Annotated in this window: 16 protein-coding genes and 1 other RNA gene; 3 read left to right on the top strand and 14 right to left on the bottom strand. The window is 49.1% G+C overall.

The window, feature by feature from the left end:
• Positions 1-26: 26 nt before the first annotated feature.
• The 4 genes from BBR47_RS09770 to cymR form a co-directional block, all read right to left on the bottom strand.
• Positions 27-2,288, bottom strand: coding sequence for an SF1B family DNA helicase RecD2 (locus tag BBR47_RS09770; protein ID WP_012685611.1), 2,262 nt, complete (start codon positions 2,286-2,288; stop codon positions 27-29).
• An 82-nt stretch (positions 2,289-2,370) separates the two neighbouring features.
• Entirely contained in the window at positions 2,371-4,035 is a 1,665-nt protein-coding gene (locus BBR47_RS09765) for a methyl-accepting chemotaxis protein (RefSeq protein WP_012685610.1), read from the bottom strand.
• Between the two features lie 172 nt (positions 4,036-4,207).
• A complete protein-coding gene (locus tag BBR47_RS09760) occupies positions 4,208-5,353 on the bottom strand; it encodes a cysteine desulfurase family protein (RefSeq protein ID WP_012685609.1) in 1,146 nt (381 codons plus the stop codon).
• A 210-nt stretch (positions 5,354-5,563) separates the two neighbouring features.
• Entirely contained in the window at positions 5,564-5,983 is a 420-nt protein-coding gene (gene cymR, locus BBR47_RS09755; protein WP_012685608.1) for a cysteine metabolism transcriptional regulator CymR, read from the bottom strand.
• Positions 5,984-6,080: 97 nt separating this feature from the next.
• Between cymR and BBR47_RS31210 the strand changes: the two genes are divergently transcribed.
• Positions 6,081-6,254: a hypothetical protein gene (locus tag BBR47_RS31210; RefSeq protein WP_016739245.1), complete on the top strand. Its 174-nt coding sequence runs from the start codon at positions 6,081-6,083 to the stop codon at positions 6,252-6,254.
• Positions 6,255-6,270: 16 nt separating this feature from the next.
• Here the strand turns inward: BBR47_RS31210 and BBR47_RS09750 are convergent, their stop codons facing one another.
• The 7 genes from BBR47_RS09750 to BBR47_RS31205 form a co-directional block, all read right to left on the bottom strand.
• Positions 6,271-7,629: an AAA family ATPase gene (locus tag BBR47_RS09750; protein ID WP_012685607.1), complete on the bottom strand. Its 1,359-nt coding sequence runs from the start codon at positions 7,627-7,629 to the stop codon at positions 6,271-6,273.
• Positions 7,630-7,635: 6 nt separating this feature from the next.
• A complete protein-coding gene (locus BBR47_RS09745; RefSeq protein WP_012685606.1) occupies positions 7,636-8,391 on the bottom strand; it encodes a tRNA threonylcarbamoyladenosine dehydratase in 756 nt (251 codons plus the stop codon).
• Positions 8,392-8,459: 68 nt separating this feature from the next.
• Positions 8,460-8,641, bottom strand: a non-coding RNA gene (gene ssrS / locus BBR47_RS29900) — 6S RNA.
• A 50-nt stretch (positions 8,642-8,691) separates the two neighbouring features.
• Positions 8,692-10,482 (bottom strand): aspartate--tRNA ligase, encoded by a 1,791-nt coding sequence (aspS, locus tag BBR47_RS09740; RefSeq protein WP_012685605.1) that lies wholly within the window; start codon positions 10,480-10,482, stop codon positions 8,692-8,694.
• A gap of 24 nt (positions 10,483-10,506) precedes the next feature.
• Entirely contained in the window at positions 10,507-11,781 is a 1,275-nt protein-coding gene (gene hisS, locus BBR47_RS09735; protein ID WP_012685604.1) for a histidine--tRNA ligase, read from the bottom strand.
• 495 nt (positions 11,782-12,276) lie between these two features.
• Complete coding sequence (locus BBR47_RS09730) at positions 12,277-13,800, bottom strand: coproporphyrinogen III oxidase (protein ID WP_012685603.1); 1,524 nt, start codon at positions 13,798-13,800, stop codon at positions 12,277-12,279.
• A gap of 107 nt (positions 13,801-13,907) precedes the next feature.
• Positions 13,908-14,078 (bottom strand): hypothetical protein, encoded by a 171-nt coding sequence (locus BBR47_RS31205; RefSeq protein WP_012685602.1) that lies wholly within the window; start codon positions 14,076-14,078, stop codon positions 13,908-13,910.
• A 206-nt stretch (positions 14,079-14,284) separates the two neighbouring features.
• On the opposite strand from BBR47_RS31205, the gene BBR47_RS09725 reads away from it, so the two are divergent.
• Positions 14,285-16,129, top strand: a complete 1,845-nt coding sequence (locus BBR47_RS09725; protein ID WP_231850607.1) for an SH3 domain-containing protein — start codon at positions 14,285-14,287, stop codon at positions 16,127-16,129.
• 190 nt (positions 16,130-16,319) lie between these two features.
• Positions 16,320-16,862 carry a DinB family protein gene (locus BBR47_RS09720; protein WP_202890437.1) on the top strand — a complete coding sequence of 181 codons (543 nt, stop codon included), beginning with the start codon at positions 16,320-16,322 and terminating at the stop codon, positions 16,860-16,862.
• A 75-nt stretch (positions 16,863-16,937) separates the two neighbouring features.
• Here BBR47_RS09720 and BBR47_RS09715 read toward each other — a convergent pair whose 3' ends face one another.
• From BBR47_RS09715 to BBR47_RS09705, 3 genes are read right to left on the bottom strand one after another with little or no spacing between them, the layout of a single operon-like run.
• Positions 16,938-17,498 carry a short-chain dehydrogenase gene (locus BBR47_RS09715; RefSeq protein ID WP_012685599.1) on the bottom strand — a complete coding sequence of 187 codons (561 nt, stop codon included), beginning with the start codon at positions 17,496-17,498 and terminating at the stop codon, positions 16,938-16,940.
• A 22-nt stretch (positions 17,499-17,520) separates the two neighbouring features.
• A complete protein-coding gene (gene dtd, locus BBR47_RS09710) occupies positions 17,521-17,958 on the bottom strand; it encodes a D-aminoacyl-tRNA deacylase (RefSeq protein WP_012685598.1) in 438 nt (145 codons plus the stop codon).
• A 51-nt stretch (positions 17,959-18,009) separates the two neighbouring features.
• The gene (locus BBR47_RS09705; RefSeq protein ID WP_012685597.1) at positions 18,010-20,181 is read right to left on the bottom strand and encodes a RelA/SpoT family protein; all 2,172 of its coding nucleotides are present in this window, start codon (positions 20,179-20,181) and stop codon (positions 18,010-18,012) included.
• Positions 20,182-20,362: the final 181 nt, after the last annotated feature.

Here is a 20,362-nt window from a genome sequence, read left to right as displayed (position 1 = left end):
CCCATTCGGCGCAAATGGTTCCAACTTCACTCTTGCTTTAGCCGTTCCTCCAAATAACTGTACCGTACCCCTTCCTCATCAGACTCTACAGCAGCACGGAACGCATCCGGCTCTCCACACATGATGAGGAATGATTTGCTCCGGGTGATCCCGGTATAGACCAACTTACGTCTGAGCATACGGTAGTAACTTTTGACAAACGGCATGATCACAATCGGAAATTCACTACCTTGAGACTTATGAACCGAGCAGCAGTAGGCAAGCGTCAGCTGATGGTAATCCGAACGCTTGTACACCACTTCCCTGTTATCAAAGGCAGCGACCAGCATCTCCTGGTTCTCCGCATTTTCATTCGGGAAAAAGATGGCGACGATCTCACCCATGTCACCGTTAAACACCTGTTCTTCAGCATTGTTCACCAATTGCAGAACCTTGTCTCCTGTACGGAACGTCGTCTCTCCAAAAGTAACTTCACGCTTTTGCGGCGTTTTCGGATTAAACAGCTCCTGCAATTCTTCATTCAACCGGTTCACACCGGCATTACCTTTATAGATAGGGGCTAATACCTGAACATCTTTTGCCGTATATCCTTTTTTTACGGCTCCGAAGCAAATTTGTTTCACTGCTTCCGGAACTTCTTGTGGCAAACTTGTGAAGAATCGCCGATCCGGGGTGGTGTGAAGCAAATCTGCCGGTACATTCCCCTTGCGTACATCATGGGCCAACCGAATAATGGTAGACTCTTCAGCTTGCCGATAAATTTCTGTCAGCTGTACCAACGGAAGCAATCCAGATCGGATCATATCCAGCAGAACGTTGCCCGGTCCTACAGAAGGCAACTGGTCAGGGTCACCTACCATGATGATCTGCATGTCGTCTGGAACCGCACGAAACAATTGATTGGCAAGCCAGATATCGACCATGGACATTTCATCCACAATTAATAGCCGTCCACGGATTGGGTGCTCCGCGTCATGCTCAAAGCTCTCCCCTTTGTAACCGAGCAAGCGATGGATGGTCATTGCAGGTAAACCCGTAGTCTCTGTCATACGTTTTGCTGCACGTCCGGTAGGAGCCACAAGAACGATCGGGAATGGATTTTCTTCGTTGTATTTTTTCAAGTCCAGCGACAATCCATGAAGCTGAGAAAAGACACGACATATCCCACGAATGACTGTCGTTTTCCCCGTACCAGGTCCCCCTGTCAACAGCATCAAACCTGCTTTGATCGCCTGTTCAATGGCATCACGCTGCGTCTGGGCATACGTAATCCCCAGCTCATCCTCGACCGCCCCTAACGCACGGTAAAATTCCGATGTCGGAAACGTACCGAATTCATCCCGTGATGCGAAGTGACGCAGTCTTTTGGCTAGACCAAGCTCGGCAAAAAACAGCGAGGGCAAATAAACCCGCTCATCTTCCCAGGCAATTTTGCTCGACACGAACAGGGCTTCCACTGCCAGTTGAATATCGTCTCCGGAAAAGACGTGCCCCCCGCACTCTTCGAGAAGGCGCAGTGTTTTTTCACAAAGCTCCTCCACAGGCAAATAAACATGCCCTTCCGAATACGATGCCTCCTGCAACATAAAGAGAGCCGCCGCCTTCACACGTTCTTCTGAGGAAGCAGCAATCCCAGTTGCTCGTGCAATGTCATCTGCTCGCTTAAAGCCGATTCCTACGACATCCTCAATCAAACGGTAAGGCTCTTCCTTCAGCACTGTCATCGTTTCTATCTTGTAGGTCTGATAAATACGCAGTGCCATGTTCACACCAATGCCGAAGTCGTACAAGAAAACCATGGCACTTTCCAAGGAGCGATGCTCGACCACGGAATCATAGATCGTTTTGGCACGTTGTTCAGAAATGCCTGGTACCTCAGCCAATCGCTCTGGGAAGTCTGCGATAATCGACAGTGCATCTACCCCGAGCTGCTCGACAATTCGTTTGGCCATCTTCTTTCCGATCCCTTGAAACAAGCCACTGGCTAAGTAGCGCTCTACCCCTGCCAATGTTTTCGGCGTTTCACGTTCATAGCGTTTTGCTACGTACTGCTGTCCAAAACGAGCATGTGTTTTCCATTCACCGTAAAAGGTGTACAGCTCATCTGGATGCGGGCGAGGAAAATTACCGACAATAATGACCTCCGATTCTTTAATCGATTCGGTAGTCTCTTCTATCTTAAGACGGATAACTCCGTACCAGGTTTCTTCATTGTAAAAAATTTCTTGAGAAACAAATCCTCGAATGTAGGTTTCCGCAAACAGCGAGATTGACTGCTGCTCATCCATCTAAACGCCTCCTTACATAAAAAACCGTTCCAGAAAGGAAAAATCCACTTCTTTTGGAAAGTGGATTTCTCATAGGCTCGTCTTAAATTGTAAATCGTTTTACTTGTTCTGACAACTGCTCCGCCATTTTCGCAAGCGTTTCGGATGCTGCCGTCATTTCCTCAGACGTTGCTGACTGTTCTTCGGACGCTGCTGCCACTTCCTGTGTATCTCTGGCCGCTATCTCCGCAAGTCCATCAATTTTTTCGGAGTGACTCACCAATTGAACTGTATCGCGATGAATCGCTTGAGCTGCATCATTCATACGATGTACTTGCTGGCTGACGTCTTGAACAGCCACCAAGATTTGTTGGAAGCTGTCTCCTGCCTGCGCCACTCCTTCGCGTCCATCCTGGATAGCGACAGCAGTCGTTCCCATTTCCGTTACAGCCGCGAGAATATCTGTATGGATCGTATGAATCAAGCCTGCGATCTCTTCTGCAGCTGCACCCGATTGCTCAGCCAGCTTACGCACCTCTTGAGCCACAACCGCAAAGCCACGTCCCTGTTCCCCCGCCCGTGCAGCCTCGATGGCGGCATTCAAAGCCAATAGATTCGTCTGGTTAGATATTTGACGAATGATCGTTATGATACCGATGATTTGCTCGGATTGAGAGCCAAGCTCGCGGATAACCTGCTCTGTACGACGGGCGTGATCCGTGATTTGATCCATTTCTTGTACGAGCTCGTGCAGCTTGCCTTCCCCAACTTGCGCCAATCGATTCGCGTCTGTCGCATCAGCATTGACTTGAGAAGTCGAGGCCGCAATGAGTTGGATATCTCCACCGATGCGAGACAAAAAGCGTACCGTATCCGTCACCGTTTGTTTTTGTTGTTCGGAACCCGTAGCGATTTCCGAGGAAGCGATGGAAATCTGTTCGGAAGCACGCGCACTTTCTGTCGCACTCGCTGTTAATTCTTCCGACGCTGCCGCGACTTGCTGGGCTACTCGCTGCACCTCGTTGACCATGCTGCGAAATACTCCCATCATCTCATTGTACATCGACGATAATTCCCCAAGCTCGTCCCGGGAACGAACAGTCACTTGCGAGGTCAAATCTCCTGTCTCTGCACGTTTCATTGCCGTTACCAGCTCATTTAGCGGTCGTACCAGCTTGTTGACAATAAAAATACCTGTAACCAGCGCTAAGCTAGCACTTATCAGGCTGAGGAGAAACATCATCGGACGACTGCTCTCAATCGTCGTCAGCAAATCATTCTCGTAGCTGCCAATAACAAGAATCCACCCGTTCGGCAGCTGCTTATACGCCGCCACTTTGGTTGAGCCTCCGAATTCATATTCGATCCAGCCGTTTTTTTGAGCGAGCATGACTTGCGTGAATGGTTCATTCGCCAAAGAGGTATTCTCAACTTTCGGGTCTGGATGAAAGATGGCGATTCCACTCGCATCCAAGATATAGGCGTAGCCAACCATGCCATTTGGCTTGTAATATTTTTCGGCCACCTCGCGTGTTATTTCGTTAATTTTCTGTCTGTTCCGCTCACTACTCGTTGCCTCTTGCGTGTAATCAGCCAGCTCGCGTGCCTTTATTTCCGTTATGTATTGCAAGTCAGATACAGCGAGCTTGTATAGCGCGCTGCGCGCATTTTCAAATTGGATATAACCGACGACCATTAATGGAAGCATGGTTAGGATGAGTATTGTAAACACCAGTTTGTAGCGAATAGAGTAGCGTCTGGCCAACATGAAAGTCCTCTCCTTATCGGATGATCCGAATTGTATAGTAGTTCTTCGGAATCAGTACTACAGCATCATTTTACCATCCTCTTCCACAATTCACCACAAACTCCAATAAGAAACCCATTTTTGCTCCAATGAAAAAACCGCTTGGCTTTACCCAAACGGCTTTCATCCTTCGTTATTCGCGTACCAAGCGCTTCACAATCGCAGCAACCGCTGTAGCAGCTTCCTTCGCCTCTTCCACCGTATTCGTAATCCCAAAGCTGAAACGAATGGCTGAAAGAGCAATCTTCTCGTCCAAGTGCATTGCTTTTAGAACGTGTGACAGCTCTAGTGATCCAGATGTACAAGCTGAGCCGCTCGCTGCTGCAATTTTGGCGATATCCAGATTCATCAGCATGGTTTCTGTATGGGCGCCAGGGAAGGACACATTTAAAATATGTGGCAATGCCTGCTCGCGATGTCCATTCAGGCAGAACGTAATTCCTGCTTCCTGCCAGACTGCGATCATCGCTGCTTTCATCTGCTTATACTTTTCAACTCGCTCCGCCATTTCCTCGCCAGCGACCCTCGTCGCTTCGGCAAACCCAACAATCCCGGCCAGGTTTTCCGTTCCTGCTCTGCGCTTGCGCTCTTGCGAACCGCCGTGCAAAATCGGGGAAAACGGAACCTTACGCGCTAAATACAAAGCGCCGACTCCTTTTGGCCCATTAATTTTATGGGCGGATACCGAGAGCATATCAACAGGCAGCTTTCGTACATGGACAGGCAGTACACCAAAAGCCTGTACAGCATCTGTATGAAAAACAATCCCTTTTTCACGCAGAAAGGTACCCATTTCCTCGATGGGCTGGATCGTTCCTACTTCGTTGTTGCCGTACATAATAGACACCAGTACCGTATCCGGACGAACCGATTGTTTCAGGTCTTCCAAACGGACCATGCCTGTCTGGTCAACAGGCAAGTACGTCACTTCAAATCCTGCCTGCTCCAAAAATTCACAAGCATGCAAGACTGCATGGTGCTCGATTTGCGAAGTAATGACGTGACGACCACGTTCGCGCTGTGCCATTGCGGCACCGATGATTGCCATATTGTCCGCCTCTGTCCCGCCACTCGTAAAGATGAGCGATTGCGGATCAGCATCCATAAAGTCGGCAATCGTGTCTCTCGCATGCTCCAACGCTTTTCGTGCTTCGCGACCTGCACCATGGACACTGGATGGATTCCCGTATACTTGAGTCAAATAGGGAGTCATAGCAGCAACTACACGCGGATGCACCGGCGTAGTAGCTGCATGGTCAAAATACATTCGCTCTGACAATGCCGTCACCTTCTACCAACTTATAGTACGTGTTCAAAAAGTCCGCTTTTTAGCACCGAGAAGATGGCGAGAACCGAACGAAGGAGGAGCGGAGTGTAGGTAATCTACATGAGCACCGGACTTCGGAGGTGAACGCCAGATTCGATGTCGAATTAGCTTTCTGAGCTACTTCGTGATCAAAAGACGACTTTTTGAACAACCTCTTACATTCTAGATATAAAACATATAATTATCGGCAGGACCATCGTCCTCAAAACTGATCAAGTCTTGAAGGGATGTCGAATCCAAAACAGAAGAAATACTATCCCGAATACGCAGCCATAAAAAACGCTTAGCCGGGTCTTCTTCCTCTGCAAATTCCACAGGGCTGATCGGTCCTTCCAGCACGCGAATCACATCGCCAGCAGAAATCTCATCCGGCTGCTTCGCCAGAACATAACCGCCATATGCGCCACGGATACTCTTTACCAAACCCGCGTTACGCAGAGGTGCAATCAATTGCTCCAAATAATGCTCGGACAAATCATGTTTTTGGGCGATGCTCCGCAGGGAAGTCGGCCCTTCTCCGCAACGGTTGGCCAATTCCATCATGATCGTCAGCCCGTAACGTCCTTTCGTTGAAATCTTCACGTTAACAACTCTCCTCTTTGTATCGGTAATACGCGCCCGCCCCCTACATGTCTTCTGTATCGAGGGACACACTAACATCTTAGGGGGTGATATGCAGATGACAACGAACAAACGCTCGGAACGAGGTCCCAACCACCCGTCCGAAACCTTGTACGACCAACCCGCAGGCACGATTGCTCACAAAGCCCGTTACGGTGCGAGTGAGCAGAGCAAACAGCCGAATGAAAACGGTGATTTGCCCAATAAACCAGGCGGAAATGTCCGCACTTAACATGTTAGCTCCCCCATTATTCGGGGGAGTTTTTCCTTGGCAATCCACGTTCATCCATCTTCTGTCTTTCTTCCTGAAAGCGGCGAATGTGACGCTCATAGCCGTGATCCTTTGGCTGGTAGAACGAGTAGTTTACACCGTCAGGCAGATACTGTTGAGGTACATACCCATATGGATAGTTATGCGGATACAGATATCCCTGACCGTGTCCCAGCTTCGCAGCTCCCTTGTAAGCAGAATCTCGCAGATGAATCGGCACTTGCTTGTGACCATCTGTTCGGATACGATCCAACGCAGAATTAATTCCGTTGTAAGCAGCATTGCTTTTGGGGGCGGTCGCTAGGTACGTCGTCGCTTGTGCTAAAGGGATACGCCCTTCAGGCATCCCCACCAATTCTACCGCCTGAAAGCAGGACATCGCAACTGTGATCGCTTGCGGGTCAGCATTTCCGATGTCCTCTGAAGCCGAAATAACCAAGCGTCGAGAAATGAACCGCGGATCTTCTCCGGCATCAATCATTCTCGCCAACCAGTAAAGAGCTGCGTCCGGATCAGAACCACGAATGGATTTAATAAAAGCCGAGATCGTGTCGTAATGATTGTCCCCACTCTTATCGTAGCGCACTGCCCTGCGCTGAATGGATTCCACGGCGACGTCCAATGTCACCGTAATGCGTCCATCTGCTCCTGGTTGCGTCGTTGTCACCGCCAGTTCCAATGCGTTGAGCAAACGTCTGGCATCCCCTTCTGCGTATTGAACCAAATGCTCTGCCGCTTCCGGTTCTACAGTGACAAATAGCTCCGCCAATCCGTTTTCTTCATCAGTAAGTGCCCGATCCATAACCTGCTTTAATTCCTCATGAGAAAGCGATTGAAGGGAAAATACTTGTGAACGCGACAAAAGCGCCGGATTCACCTCAAAAAAAGGATTCTCCGTCGTAGCGCCGATCAAAATAATCGTGCCTTCCTCCACATAAGGAAGAAGGGCATCCTGTTGTGATTTATTGAAGCGGTGTATCTCGTCTACGAACAAGGTTGTCCGCTGACTGTCCATAACGAGCCGTTCCTTCGCTGCATCTACTACTTTGCGGATATCAGCGACACCGGCCGTAACGGCATTTAACTCGGAGAAATGCGTACGTGTGGTTCGGGCAATGACTTTTGCCAGTGTTGTTTTCCCTGTTCCCGGAGGTCCGTAAAAAATGACAGAGGACACTTGATCTGCTTCAATCGCGCGTCGAAGCAGCTTTCCAGGAGCCAAAATATGCGATTGCCCGATTACATCCTGAATCGTTTGCGGCCGCATCCGTGCAGCCAATGGCTTCTGTTTGCCGCCACCCTGCTGGTCATAGGCAAACGTGAATAAATCATCCATGTCCCACTATCCTTTTACAGGCTGCCACTCCAAAATATCTCTTGCCACTACACTGGCCAAAATTAAACCAGCTACAGAAGGCACGAAAGCATTGCTCGCTGGAGGCATCCGCACTTTACTAATCGGTGAATCCGGGTTAGAAACGATCTGTTCGCGTACATCTACACGTACGGTTACGGGAATCTCACGGGAATATACAACTTTTACCCCTTTGTAGATACCGCTTTTCCGCAGCTCACGACGAATGACCTTTGCAATCGGATCATAACTCGTTTGGGAAATATCGGCAACCTCAAAACGGGTCGGGTCCATTTTGTTGGCCGCACCCATGCTAGAAATAATAGGGATATTGCGACGCTTGGCTTCCTTAATCACATGGAGCTTCGCGGACATGGTATCCATCGCATCCACGATGTAATCCAGTTCATGCTCGAACAGCGCATCCGCTGTTTCTTCATTGTAGAACATATTGAGAGTTACGACCTCGCACTCTGGATTGATCGTCGCAATGCGCTCCTTCATAAGCTCAGCCTTTTTTTGACCGACTGTGTTCAGCGTCGCATGGATTTGGCGGTTGATGTTTGTGATGTCTACTACATCCTTATCTACCAAAATGAGCTTGCCTACACCTGTACGCGCCAGTGCTTCCACTGTAAAGGAACCTACTCCGCCAATTCCTAATACAGCAACGCAGCTATTTTTCATTTTTTCCAAACCTTCGGGACCGAAGGCCAATTCACAACGAGAAAATTGATGAAGCATATTTCGTGTCACCTTTCATTCGCAAGCTGGATTATAGTCAATCGGAAAAGTAGGATTGAAATAGAAAAAGGAGCCCCATTATGTCGTGTTACTCCTTAGTTTTGAACCTGCTCATCGCAGGTGGGTGTCTTGCCGAACTGTTACAGACGTCCACTCTAAGGAGGCATGCCTTTACAATCACGGACGAAAAACTCCCTAAACAAACTTTGTGGCTCAAAACTATCGGATGTCACGAGCATCGCAGGGCTTTCATCATAGTATTACCAATGTATCAAAGAGCAATGCAGTTGCGCAAGTCGATTACGCTTCCACCTTTTCTTCTTCTGTGACAATTGTTGCAATGGACAGCTCTTTCAATTGTTTTCCGTCTACGACATCTGGAGCATTTACCATCAGGTCGCTCGCACTTGCTGTTTTCGGGAATGCGATGACTTCACGCAGGTTGGTGCGTCCAGCCAAGAGCATGATCAGACGGTCCAAGCCAAGAGCGATTCCACCGTGTGGAGGTGTACCGTACTCGAATGCATCCATGAGGAAGCCGAATTGTTTCCGCGCCTCTTCTGGTGTAAAGCCAAGTGTGGTAAACATTTTTTCTTGGACTTCGCGCTTGAAGATCCGCATGGAACCTCCGCCGAGCTCGTATCCGTTGAGAACCATGTCGTACGCTTGTGCGCGCATTTGACCTGGATCGGTGTCGAACAGGTGCAGGTCTTCGTCTTTTGGACGCGTGAACGGATGGTGCAGGGCAACGTAACGTTTTGCATCCTCATCCCACTCAACCAGCGGGAAGTCTACTACCCACAGGAATGCGAACTGGCTTTGGTCAATCAGACCAAGTTCCGCACCCAGTTTGGAACGAAGGGCACCCAGTGCATCTGCTACTACTTTTGGTTTGTCAGCAACGAACAGGAGCAGGTCGCCTTCTTCGACCGCCAAGCGTGCTTTCATCTCGTTAAGCTCTTCTTCTTTAAAGAATTTCGCAATTGGACCTTTGACCTCTCCGTCTTTGAATCCGATCCAAGCCAAGCCTTTCGCGCCATAACGGGAAGCGAATTTGCCCAGGTCGTCTGCTTCTTTTCGGGAGTAGTGCCCGCAACCTTTTGCGTTGATCGCTTTTACTTGTCCGCCGCCAGCTACAGCTGCTGCAAACACCTTGAAGTCGCTTGTCGCAACCAGATCAGATACGTCTGTCAGCTCCATGCCGAAGCGTACGTCTGGTTTGTCAGAACCGTAACGCGCCATGGCATCCGCATACGTGAGACGAGGGAATGGAGTCGGTACGTCTACCCCAACCGTTTGCTTGAATACGTGAGCGACCATCTTTTCCATCATTGGCAGGATTTCTTCCATAGACAGGAAAGAGGTTTCAATGTCCACTTGGGTAAATTCAGGCTGACGGTCAGCACGCAGGTCTTCGTCACGGAAGCAACGAGCGATTTGGTAATAGCGCTCCAAACCGGATACCATCAAAAGCTGTTTGAACAGCTGTGGCGATTGCGGCAGTGCGTAGAACTCGCCTGGATGTACACGGGAAGGCACGAGGTAGTCACGTGCGCCCTCAGGAGTGCTCTTCTGGAGAATAGGTGTTTCGATTTCCATGAAGTTGTTCTCATCCAGGTAGTCACGGAAAGCTTTTGCTGCTTTGCTACGTAAAAGCAGGGAGCGCTGCATTTCTGGACGGCGCAGGTCGAGGTAACGGTATTTTAGACGAACTTGTTCATCTACATCGATCTCATCTTCAATCAGGAACGGAGGCGTTTTTGCATCGTTCAGGATTTCAATTTCGGAGATGTGCACTTCTACTTCGCCTGTTTTCAGCTTGGGATTGACTGCTTCCGGTGCACGGTTTACTACTTTCCCTTTTACAACCAGTACGTATTCGCTGCGAACCTTGTCAGCCGCTTCCCAAGCTTCTTTGTTGTACTCCGGGTTGAATACGATTTGGACGATGCCAGTGCGGTCACGGAAGTCGATGAAGATGACGCCTCCGAGGTCGCGACGCTTTTGTACCCATCCGTTCAGTACGACTTCCTGCCCAACGTGTGCTGTTGTTACTTCTCCACCATGTACGGTGCGATATTGCCAAGACATGATCATTTCCCCCAACGATTTGTTTTATTGATTTGCTTTTGCAGCGAGTACCGCAACGAGTTCCTCGCGTTTCACTTCCTGTTGCTCGCCTGTTGCCATTTCCTTTAGAACAACCGTGCCGTTCGTTAATTCAGACTCACCAATGATTGCCGTAAAACGTGCCTGTAGACGATCTGCTTGCTTCAGCTGTGCTTTCATTTTCCGATCCAGATAATCCAGCTCAGCTGCAATTCCTGCTTGGCGCAATTGGTCAACGAGGACGAAAGCGGTTGTTTTCGCTTCTGGTGTCTGCACCACTACGAAGCAGTCGATGCCACCTGAAATCGGCAGTTGAACACCTTGCTTTTCCAGAGCCAACAGCAGACGCTCGATACTGAGTGCGAAGCCAATGCCCGGCATATCGTCGCCGCCCAGCTCAGCAACCAGTCCGTTGTAGCGCCCACCGCCACAAAGTGTTTCTACCGCACCGATCTCCGCCATTTTGATTTCAAATGCGGTCAGTGTGTAGTAGTCCAAACCGCGAACCAGACGTGGATTTACATGAAACGGAATATCCAGCGCGGTCAGGTAGTTTTGTACGGCTTCAAAGTGTGCCGCGGACTCTTCGCTCAAGTAGTCCAAAATGGACGGAGCGTCCATCGTCAGTCTTTTGCATGTTTCATTTTTGCAATCGAGTACGCGCAGCGGGTTGCGATCGATACGAGACTGGCAATCCTCGCATAGCTCAGAGCGAACGCCGTTCAAATGTGCGAGCAAATGCTCACGGTGACGTGCCCGGTCTTCGACTGTACCTACGCTGTTCAACTCCACAGAAAGTCCGGTCAATCCGAGCTCCTGATACAGACGAATCGCAAGGCCAATGACTTCTGCATCGATTGCTGGATCGCTTGAACCAATCGCTTCTGCACCGAATTGGACGAATTGGCGATAGCGGCCTGCTTGCGGACGCTCGTGACGGAACATCGGTCCTAAGTAGTACAGCTTGGTAGGCTGATTAGGCACACCGTACAGCTTGTTTTCCACGTAGGAGCGAACAACACCCGCTGTCCCTTCTGGACGCAGCGTGAGAGCATCTGTACTGCGTGGATTAGCTACACTGTACATTTCTTTTTCCACGATATCCGTGGTCTCGCCTACACCCCGTTGGAACAACTCTGTGCTCTCAAACAGCGGCGTACGAATTTCCGCGTAATTGGAGCGGCGACACAGATCGCGGGCCTTGGCCTCCACGTAGTGCCACAGCTCTACAGTACCAGGCATGATATCCTGCGTACCGCGTGGGATCTGGATTCTTGTCATTCCTCTCGAACCTCCATGTCTTTTCAAAAACTCGGGCTAAAGCCAAACCTTCAGGATCAAGGAACCTTTCTTTATGAACAAATAAAAAAGCCCCTCGTCTCCTGACATTTAGCAAATCGCCGCATGTCAGGGACGAGAGACTGGTTATACTCCCGTGGTGCCACCCTGTTTGAATAGCCCTATATCTCAAAAGGCTATCCCACTTATTAGCCGTTAACGCCGGCACACGCCTGCCAGTTACTGGGGAAAGAGATTTCTTTTCTTTCTACCGTTCACTGCGGTCTTCAGGGATGTCATTCACCAAGCCGTTATACGAAAGCACTCTCAGCCACGGCGCTTTCTCTCTGGGCATCCGGTTCCTGGATACTTGTTCCCGTCATCAGATCATTTCTTATTCAATAAAAAAGCTTAATGTGAATCATAGCAAACCGGCCAACAGCCGTCAACAGGCGCTCAAATAAAACTTTTTTTACTAATAACAAGTATATCCATCACTTACTTGCCAGATACCTGTCCAGCCGTTCTCGCACCCGAATAGATTTCATCCAAATCACGGAGCTTGTTTTCAACCAGAACCTTGTACGTGTCATTGTACGTTTTCGGGTCCTTTGGATTCGGAAAACGCGTCAGCTTGCCACTTCCTGGAGCCATCAGCTTGGAGACCGCCCCACAGCCGAGACCAAGGATGGTTTGTACCTCTTCCATGATCATGATGTTGTAGATGCTTTCCTGCCCTGGCTTGGCATACCCGACATTCTCCAGATTTCCCAAAATGTTTTTCTGACGATATAAATAGTATGGGTCATAACCGTTCGCTGCTGTCCAATCGGAAGCCATCTCCATCATCTTACTAATTTCTTCGCGACTGGCGACCTTATAGCGGTCTTTGTTTTGCGTCATCTCAGATGCTCTCTTGAAAGACAGCGTATGAACCGTCAGCGAGGCAGGCATTAGTTTTTCTACCTCTTGGAGACTGTGTGCCAGCTCGGATACACCTTCGTTTGGCAGCCCGATGATCAGGTCCATATTAATATTTGTCAAGCCCATCTCCATAGCCAGATGGTATTTCTCAATCGTCTCTTCGACGGTGTGGTGACGTCCGATTGCCTGGAGCGTCTCCTGCGTAAACGACTGTGGATTAATGCTGATCCGATCCACTTCCCACCGCTTCATAACATCGAGCTTTTCGCGTGTAATCGTGTCGGGTCTTCCCGCCTCAACCGTCAACTCACGCACATCTCCCATGTGTGGAAACGAACGATGCATCGTCTCAAACAGCTGATTCATGTCATCTGCGGTAATACTCGTAGGGGTTCCGCCGCCGAAATAAATGGACGTGATCCGTTGATCATTCGCCCGAAGCCACTCCCCCATCCGCTCCATCTCGTAATGAAGGCCTTCGAGAAACGGATTAACCGAAGCCGTATGACTGCGAATCGCGTAAGCAGGAAACGTACAGTACGCACATTTCGTCGGACAAAATGGGATACCGATATAGACCGATAGCTCGCGGTCAATCTGATACAAATCAGGCACGACGTTCAGCTGCTTGTCTACGATTTCTTGCAAAAGCTTTAGCTTGTATGGACGCAAAATCACATCCTGCTGCAATTTCTTGTGTGCTTCCTGTCTGTCTACACCGGCCGCGTTCAACTGATGCAACAGTTTCGTCGGGCGTATCCCGGTCAAAATTCCCCAGCCTTGCTCCATGCCCGTGTATTCTTCCAGCATCAATAACAACGCATAGCAAAGAGCTTGCTTGGTCGTCTTTTTCATCGCTTTCTCATCACGTGCTACGTAGTCTCGCTCCACCTGATGGGAGATGCTTCGCTTGCCATCGTATAACTCTCCCGAAGCTACGACTCCATTTTCACGCACGGTCAATACCAGCTTAATTTTCAAATCAGCCTCATCTGTCCACTCGGGCACAAAAGTGAGCGCCGGATCTTCATAAAATAACGCGAGAATTAAGGAGAGTTCCCGCTCGAATGCGTGTCCCTCACATATCATCTGAATCATGGAGTTCACCTGCTTTTTTCAAAAATGCCACTCCTCATCATAGCCGACGAGAATTACTCGGGTCAACTAGACAAGTTGTGGCATCGTGTGCAAGGTGACAAAAACGGTTATTTCCGTTTCTGCCGGGGGTGTTGGATATCCCGCAAGCCCGGATGAAAATCTTGGGCCATTTCCGCATTTTGTAGTGACGTTTCTTTCTCTAAATCGTCTTGAAAATCAACAGACAAAAACTGCCGATTCAATCCTTGCGCGAATGTTTCCTTCTTTGACTGTCTCACGATAAATTCCTCCTGAAAAGCTGCGTGCGCTAGCATCTAGTAAAATCTAGTATTGCCTTGCCAGCTGAAAAGCAATCAGGGAACCCATGCAGAACCTTGTCGTATTTTGCAGGAAAAAGCAGGAGAAATAGCGAAGTGATTATTTTGGCAAAAACATGCAAGATCAAGATCGCATTGAATTCAAAAAGCTACGTATTTCGGAAAGGATGTCTATTGTGTTTGTTCGTCAAAAGATCCTGATGAGTCTCCTGACTGTCGTCTGTGCCATTTCCCTCCCCGTTTCTGCAGCCTGGGCCGCCGGTTCTGTTCAGGTCACCGTGGACAAGCTCAATGTCCGTTCAGGTCCCAGCCTCCAAGACGCTATCGTCACTTCACTGCCGAACAAAACTGTGCTGCCCGTCATCTCCACCAAAAATGACTGGATTCAAGTAAAGCTTCCGAACGGTCAAAGCGGTTGGGTAGCGAACTGGCTCGTCAGCACACAGCAACAACAACAGAAACCAGCAACTGTATCTACCAAGCAAGTGGAGAGCACCACAACCAATCTCAATGTTCGTTCTGGACCAGGTCAAACATATGCAGTCGTACAAACCATCAATCCAGGAACACGCTACCCCATCGTGCAAACGAGTGGCGAATGGCTCCAAATTCAACTCAACGCAGGAACAAAAGGCTGGGTCGCAAACTGGCTTGTAAAAGAAGTAGGTACGGGACAAGCAGTTTCTCCTCCCTCTACAGGTAGTACGCCTCCAACGACCAATCCAGCGGGCACTGGCTCACAACCGAAGCCTCCTGCACTACAAGGAACCAGCCTAACCTTGGATTTCGCTCCGTATGTATACGCCACGCCAGATACCAGTACACCTGCAATCGGTCAACTACATGCGGGCGAGAAAATCACGGTCTTGAACAGACAAAATGGTTGGATTCAATTCCCTTACGATGGAGTCAATGCTTGGCTCTCCACCGATCAAACCAACCCGAACACAGGTCAGCCGACCCTGCCTGAAATTGGAAATGGGAACACGCAACCTCAGACTGGACAACCATCCTCTTCAAGTCAAACCGCCACAGTAAAAACGGACGGATTAAATCTGCGCAGTGAACCGAACACAAGCAGTGCCATTCAAACTACATTTCCCGTCGGAAGCAAGCTGTCTGTTTTGGAAAAACAAGGAGACTGGTACCGCATCAAAGCGGCGGACGGAAAAACTGGCTGGGTGGCAGGCCAGCACATTACGGTGGACCAACCAAGCATGCCTACTCCGAGTGGCCCATACGTGACGGTCATGAATCCAGATACCAATGTTCGTTCTGGTCCGAGTACCGATCACGCTGTTATCAAACAGGTACAGCCTGGCGAGAAATATGGGATTGCCAATAAATCAGGCGAGTGGTTCCAAGTAAACTTCCCTGACGGCTCCACAGGCTACATTGCAGGTTGGCTCGTTTCTGCTAACGGTGCGCAAGCAGTGGTACGCAGTAATGATCTTGTCGGCAAAGTCATCGTCGTCGATGCTGGACATGGTGGCACAGATGGTGGTTCGACTGGCTCCAGCTTCTCTACTTTAGAGAAAACGGTCAATCTGCAAGTTTCTCTGCTCCTACGTAACAAGTTGGAAGCAGCAGGTGCCAAAGTCATCATGACGCGAGCTGATGATCGCAAACTGACCCTGCAACAGCGCGTCGACATCGCGATTCAAAATCAGGCTGATATTTTTGTCAGCGTCCATCATAATACGCATCCAAACTCTGCAACGAATGGCTCGATTATTTTCTACTACAGCCAAGGTAACTCTAGCAAGCTCGCCTCCCTCGTTCAAACAGAACTGGTGAAAGCGACGAGCTACAAGGACATGAATTATCGGTACGGAGACTATTTCGTTCTACGCGAAAACCCGGTGCCATCCATTTTGGCCGAGATCTCCTTCTTATCCAACTACAACGATGAGATTCGCGCACGTTCTGAGAAACAGCAGGATCTTGCCGCAGAAGGTCTGTTCAAAGGGATTGTCCAGTACTTTAATACACAAAGCAATCAGGGAGGCTGATCCCTCTCTTACAAAATCCCCAGGCGAAAGAAGCTGTCTTAAGCTCTCGCGTTTGGGGGTTTCTTTTATGGCGCATCTGATCGCATCAAGGCAAGCCAGGCAGGAATTCCCAAAGGATTTGCGAATATCATAAGCATCGAAAGGAGTGATGACGGATGAAAAACAATCACACTATCAGTAATCGCACGGTATGGACGCAGGTGATCACAAGTTAACCTTTGAAAATGGAGTGATTTCTATTAAAACCATGTTTGAGTACAATTGGATAGTTCGTGAAGAATGGCTGAAATGGTGTGAGGACGTTCCGATAGAAGAATTGCTTCGTCCGCGCATCGGAGGTGTCGGGGGGATTTTGCATACCCTGTTCCATGTCATTGATGTGGAGTGGAGCTGGATTCAAGTCATGCTGGGAAGGCCTGATTTTCAAGAAAGCTTCAACCTTTACAACCGGTTGGAAAAGGTTTGTGAGCTGGAGGCGACTTTTCGCCCGGATGTGCTTCAATTTTTGCGCAATTGGGATGAAAGCATGGAAACAAGAGCCTTTCAGGACACGAAGCCAGACGGCAGCATCGCTACGTACACATGGGGTGAAATTATGCGGCACATGATCGCTCATGAAATCCACCATGTCGGTCAGCTATCGATATGGGCACGAGAAATCGGGAAAAAGCCGATTTCTGCAAATCTAATCGGCAAAAATCTGATCCTCCCAACAGCCAATTACATTCACTGACTCGATTTCGTACTGAAACGAACAAAAAACGATTGCCGAACGCAATCGTTTTTTGTTTTTGACTTCGCTATTTCGTTATATGGATGAATAAGCCGGACGTTTTTCCCACGGCTCAACCTGACCGACGATTATTTGTTTTTCAGTTGTTTGCAGAGCGTCAATTACCCCAGCCGCAATTTCATCATTCGTCAGCCAGCGTGAATGCTCACCTGCACACGTAAACCCGAGGATGACCCGTCGATATATACAAGCTTCTGATGTAAGTTTTGTTGGGTAATTTTTCCAAACACCGCTCCCACACACATGCAGCAATTGCCAGCTCTTCTCTGGACGCGACAGTTCTTCTACGATCACAGAGAGTGCATGCGGTGCAGTCGAATGAATCCACGCGACAACCACATCCATTGGCCCTCTCTTCTCTACGAGCTCGGCCATAGACTGACGCAAGCTGTCTGTCTGCTGATAGTCTTGAGACAGCAAATGAATCGACTCTGGATGAATGGAACCGTCTCTGATACGACTTAATTTTATTGGATCACGCCCAAGCACCGTTACTTGATAACCTTGGCGAGCCAGCCATCGGGAAACCTCTGTAAGCATGCCACTCGCACCGATCACCAATGCTTCTTGCGCCATGTTTTCATCCCCTTGGTTGTGTTTAGGATTCCACAATCAATGTGACAGGGCCATCATTTAACAGACGTACGTCCATCATTGCACCAAAGCGTCCCGTTTCCACCTGGAGCCCTTTTTCCCGCAGCTTGGTGTTAAACAGCTCGTACAGCGGTTCAGCTTGCTCTGGTCGTGCGGCAGCCATAAAATTGGGTCTTCTGCCCTTTCTACAATCACCATACAGTGTAAATTGTGATACGGACAAAATTTGACCACCCTTATCTAAAACAGAGAAGTTCATTTTGCCTTCCTCGTCTTCAAAAATACGCAAGTTCGCAATTTTGTCTGCGACAAATTCTACTTCTTTTTCTGTGTCTTCATGTGTAATTCCTACCAGCAGCATTAAGCCGTGATCAATTTGTCCGACAACCTCTCCTGCTACGGTCACACTCGCTTCTCTCGTTCTTTGTACGACAACTCTCACACTGATTCATCCTTTCCCTTCGCTAAACAAGAACACCTAATCCACGAGGGATCAGGTGCTCAGTATCCGGCGAACCGAATAAATATCTTTGATGCGCTTAATGCGCTCTACTACTTTCAACAGATGATCCACATTGCTAATCGAGATGGTCATATGAATCGTTGCCACTCGATTTTTATCGGACTTGCCACTGACAGCCGCAATATTCGTCTTTGTTTCAGCCACAACCTGCAGTACATCGTTTAACAGTCCGCTCCGATCATTGCCCGTGATCTCGATCTCTACATGGAAATTATGCTTGAAATCCGTATCCCATTCGACATCAATCAGACGTTCAGTACATTCGTCAGTCAGTACGTTCGGACAGTCCAGTCGATGCACCGATACCCCACGACCTCTCGTGATGAAACCGATAATCTGGTCGCCTGGGACAGGTGTACAGCAACGAGAAATACGGACGAGCAAATTATCCAAGCCACGGACTTTCACACCAGACTCACTCTTGACAGAGCGATTTGCTGGATTCGGTTTGACCTCAGGAATGGTTGGGTTTTGTTCTTCGCGCTCCCGACGGAGTTTGTCTAGGAGACGAGTCGCAATTTGCGATGCCGTAATGCCGCCATAGCCGACCGCGGCAAACATGTCTTCTGCCCCTTGGAAATTAAACCGTGCTGCCGCTTCCTTCAGGTTCACTTCCGTCATCGCTTCTTTTATGTCAAAGCTGCGCGACTTGATCTCCGCTTCCACCATTTGCTGACCTTTTGCGACGTTCTCTTCCCGCTTCTCTTTTTTAAACCACTGCTTAATTTTATTGCGAGCATGCGCGGATTTGGCCATCTTTAGCCAGTCCTGACTAGGACCGTACGAATGCTTGGACGTCAGGATTTCTACGATATCGCCTGTTTTCATCGCATAGTCGAGCGGCACAATCTTGCCGTTCACCTTGGCGCCAATCGTTCTGTTTCCTACCGCAGAGTGAATCCGATAGGAGAAGTCTAGCGGTACAGAGCCTTTTGGCAACTCGACTACATCGCCTTTTGGCGTGAAGACGAAAACCGTATCGGAGAAAAGATCCTGCTTGAGACTCTCCATGAACTCTTGCGCGTTCGGAGCTTCTTCCGACCCACCTTCGATAATCTCCCGCAGACTGCCCAGCTTCTCTGCAAAAGAGCCTTGCACGATGCTTTTGCCTTCCTTGTACGCCCAGTGAGCCGCGATCCCGATCTCTGCTGTCTGGTGCATATCCCACGTGCGGATTTGCACTTCCAATGGCTCACCTTTTGGCCCAATCACTGTGGTATGAAGCGATTGGTACATGTTCGTCTTTGGCATGGCAATGTAATCTTTGAATCGGCCTGGCATCGGCTTCCACAGGGTATGCACGATACCGAGAACCGCATAACAGTCGCGGATGTCATTCACGATGATTCGCAACGCAAGCAGATCATAAATCTCGTTGAACTGCTTGTTTTGTCTCGTCATCTTTTTAAAGATGCTGTAGATATGCTTCGGACGTCCCGAAATTTCTGCCTCGATGTTTAACTCGCCCAGCTTTTCTCTGATCGTATCCGATGCTTCATTCAGGTAGGCTTCACGCTCCACCCGTTTCTTTTGCATCAAATTCACAATCCGATAGTACTGTTGCGGATTCAAATACCGAAGCGCCGTATCTTCCAGTTCCCATTTGACGGAAGCGATCCCCAATCGATGAGCGAGTGGCGCAAAGATTTCCAGCGTTTCATCGGAAATCTCGCGTTGCTTCTCCTCCGACATGTGCCGAAGTGTCCTCATGTTGTGCAGACGGTCTGCCAGCTTGATCATGATGACGCGGATGTCCTGCGCCATGGCAACCAGCATCTTGCGGTGGTTTTCGGCGAGCTGCTCTTCTTTGGACTTGTATTTAATTTTTTCCAGCTTGGTCACTCCATCTACAAGGAGAGCTACATCCGGTCCGAACTGCTCACGGAGATGATCAAGCGTAATCTCGGTATCTTCCACGACATCATGCAAAAATCCAGCCGCAATCGTAACGGCATCCATGTGCAGGTTTGCAAGAATACCCGCCACGGCGATTGGGTGCATAATGTAAGGAACGCCTGATTTGCGTATTTGCCCTTCATGCGCTTTTTCTGCTAGCTGATAGGCACGTGTAATCAGGTCCATATCCGTTTGTGATAAATATGTGCTTGCTTTTTTTACTATCTCATCAATGCCGGTAATCATAGTTCCCTTCCCTTATCCTCTCAGTAAAATAACCTCGATCGAGGCCTTCTCACGGAGGAGCGACCGCATTATAGCGGAAAGTTTCACCGAAGTATTGCCGGAAGCAGACGCTGGGGCACTTCGTGATGCGCTCCGGAAAGTTTAAGCCTGGACGCATTTCGCACTGTGAAGCACTTGAACT

It is taken from the genome of Brevibacillus brevis NBRC 100599, from assembly GCF_000010165.1.
GTDB classification, from domain to species: Bacteria; Bacillota; Bacilli; order Brevibacillales; family Brevibacillaceae; genus Brevibacillus; species Brevibacillus brevis_D.
The sequence above is the reverse complement of the archived record's forward strand: the minus strand, read 5'-3'. Positions and strand labels throughout refer to the sequence as shown.

Excerpts from the sequence above, each read along its gene's own strand:
- BBR47_RS09770 (WP_012685611.1), bottom strand. The coding sequence starts at position 2,288 with ATGGATGAGCAGCAGTCAATCTCGCTGTTTGCGGAAACCTACATTCGA.
- BBR47_RS09765 (WP_012685610.1), bottom strand. The coding sequence starts at position 4,035 with ATGTTGGCCAGACGCTACTCTATTCGCTACAAACTGGTGTTTACAATA.
- BBR47_RS31210 (WP_016739245.1), top strand. The coding sequence starts at position 6,081 with ATGACAACGAACAAACGCTCGGAACGAGGTCCCAACCACCCGTCCGAA.
- BBR47_RS09750 (WP_012685607.1), bottom strand. The coding sequence starts at position 7,629 with ATGGATGATTTATTCACGTTTGCCTATGACCAGCAGGGTGGCGGCAAA.
- BBR47_RS09745 (WP_012685606.1), bottom strand. The coding sequence starts at position 8,391 with ATGCTTCATCAATTTTCTCGTTGTGAATTGGCCTTCGGTCCCGAAGGT.
- aspS (WP_012685605.1), bottom strand. The coding sequence starts at position 10,482 with ATGTCTTGGCAATATCGCACCGTACATGGTGGAGAAGTAACAACAGCA.
- hisS (WP_012685604.1), bottom strand. The coding sequence starts at position 11,781 with ATGACAAGAATCCAGATCCCACGCGGTACGCAGGATATCATGCCTGGT.
- BBR47_RS09730 (WP_012685603.1), bottom strand. The coding sequence starts at position 13,800 with ATGATTCAGATGATATGTGAGGGACACGCATTCGAGCGGGAACTCTCC.
- BBR47_RS09725 (WP_231850607.1), top strand. The coding sequence starts at position 14,285 with ATGTCTATTGTGTTTGTTCGTCAAAAGATCCTGATGAGTCTCCTGACT.
- BBR47_RS09720 (WP_202890437.1), top strand. The coding sequence starts at position 16,320 with ATGGACGCAGGTGATCACAAGTTAACCTTTGAAAATGGAGTGATTTCT.
- BBR47_RS09715 (WP_012685599.1), bottom strand. The coding sequence starts at position 17,498 with ATGGCGCAAGAAGCATTGGTGATCGGTGCGAGTGGCATGCTTACAGAG.
- BBR47_RS09705 (WP_012685597.1), bottom strand. The coding sequence starts at position 20,181 with ATGATTACCGGCATTGATGAGATAGTAAAAAAAGCAAGCACATATTTA.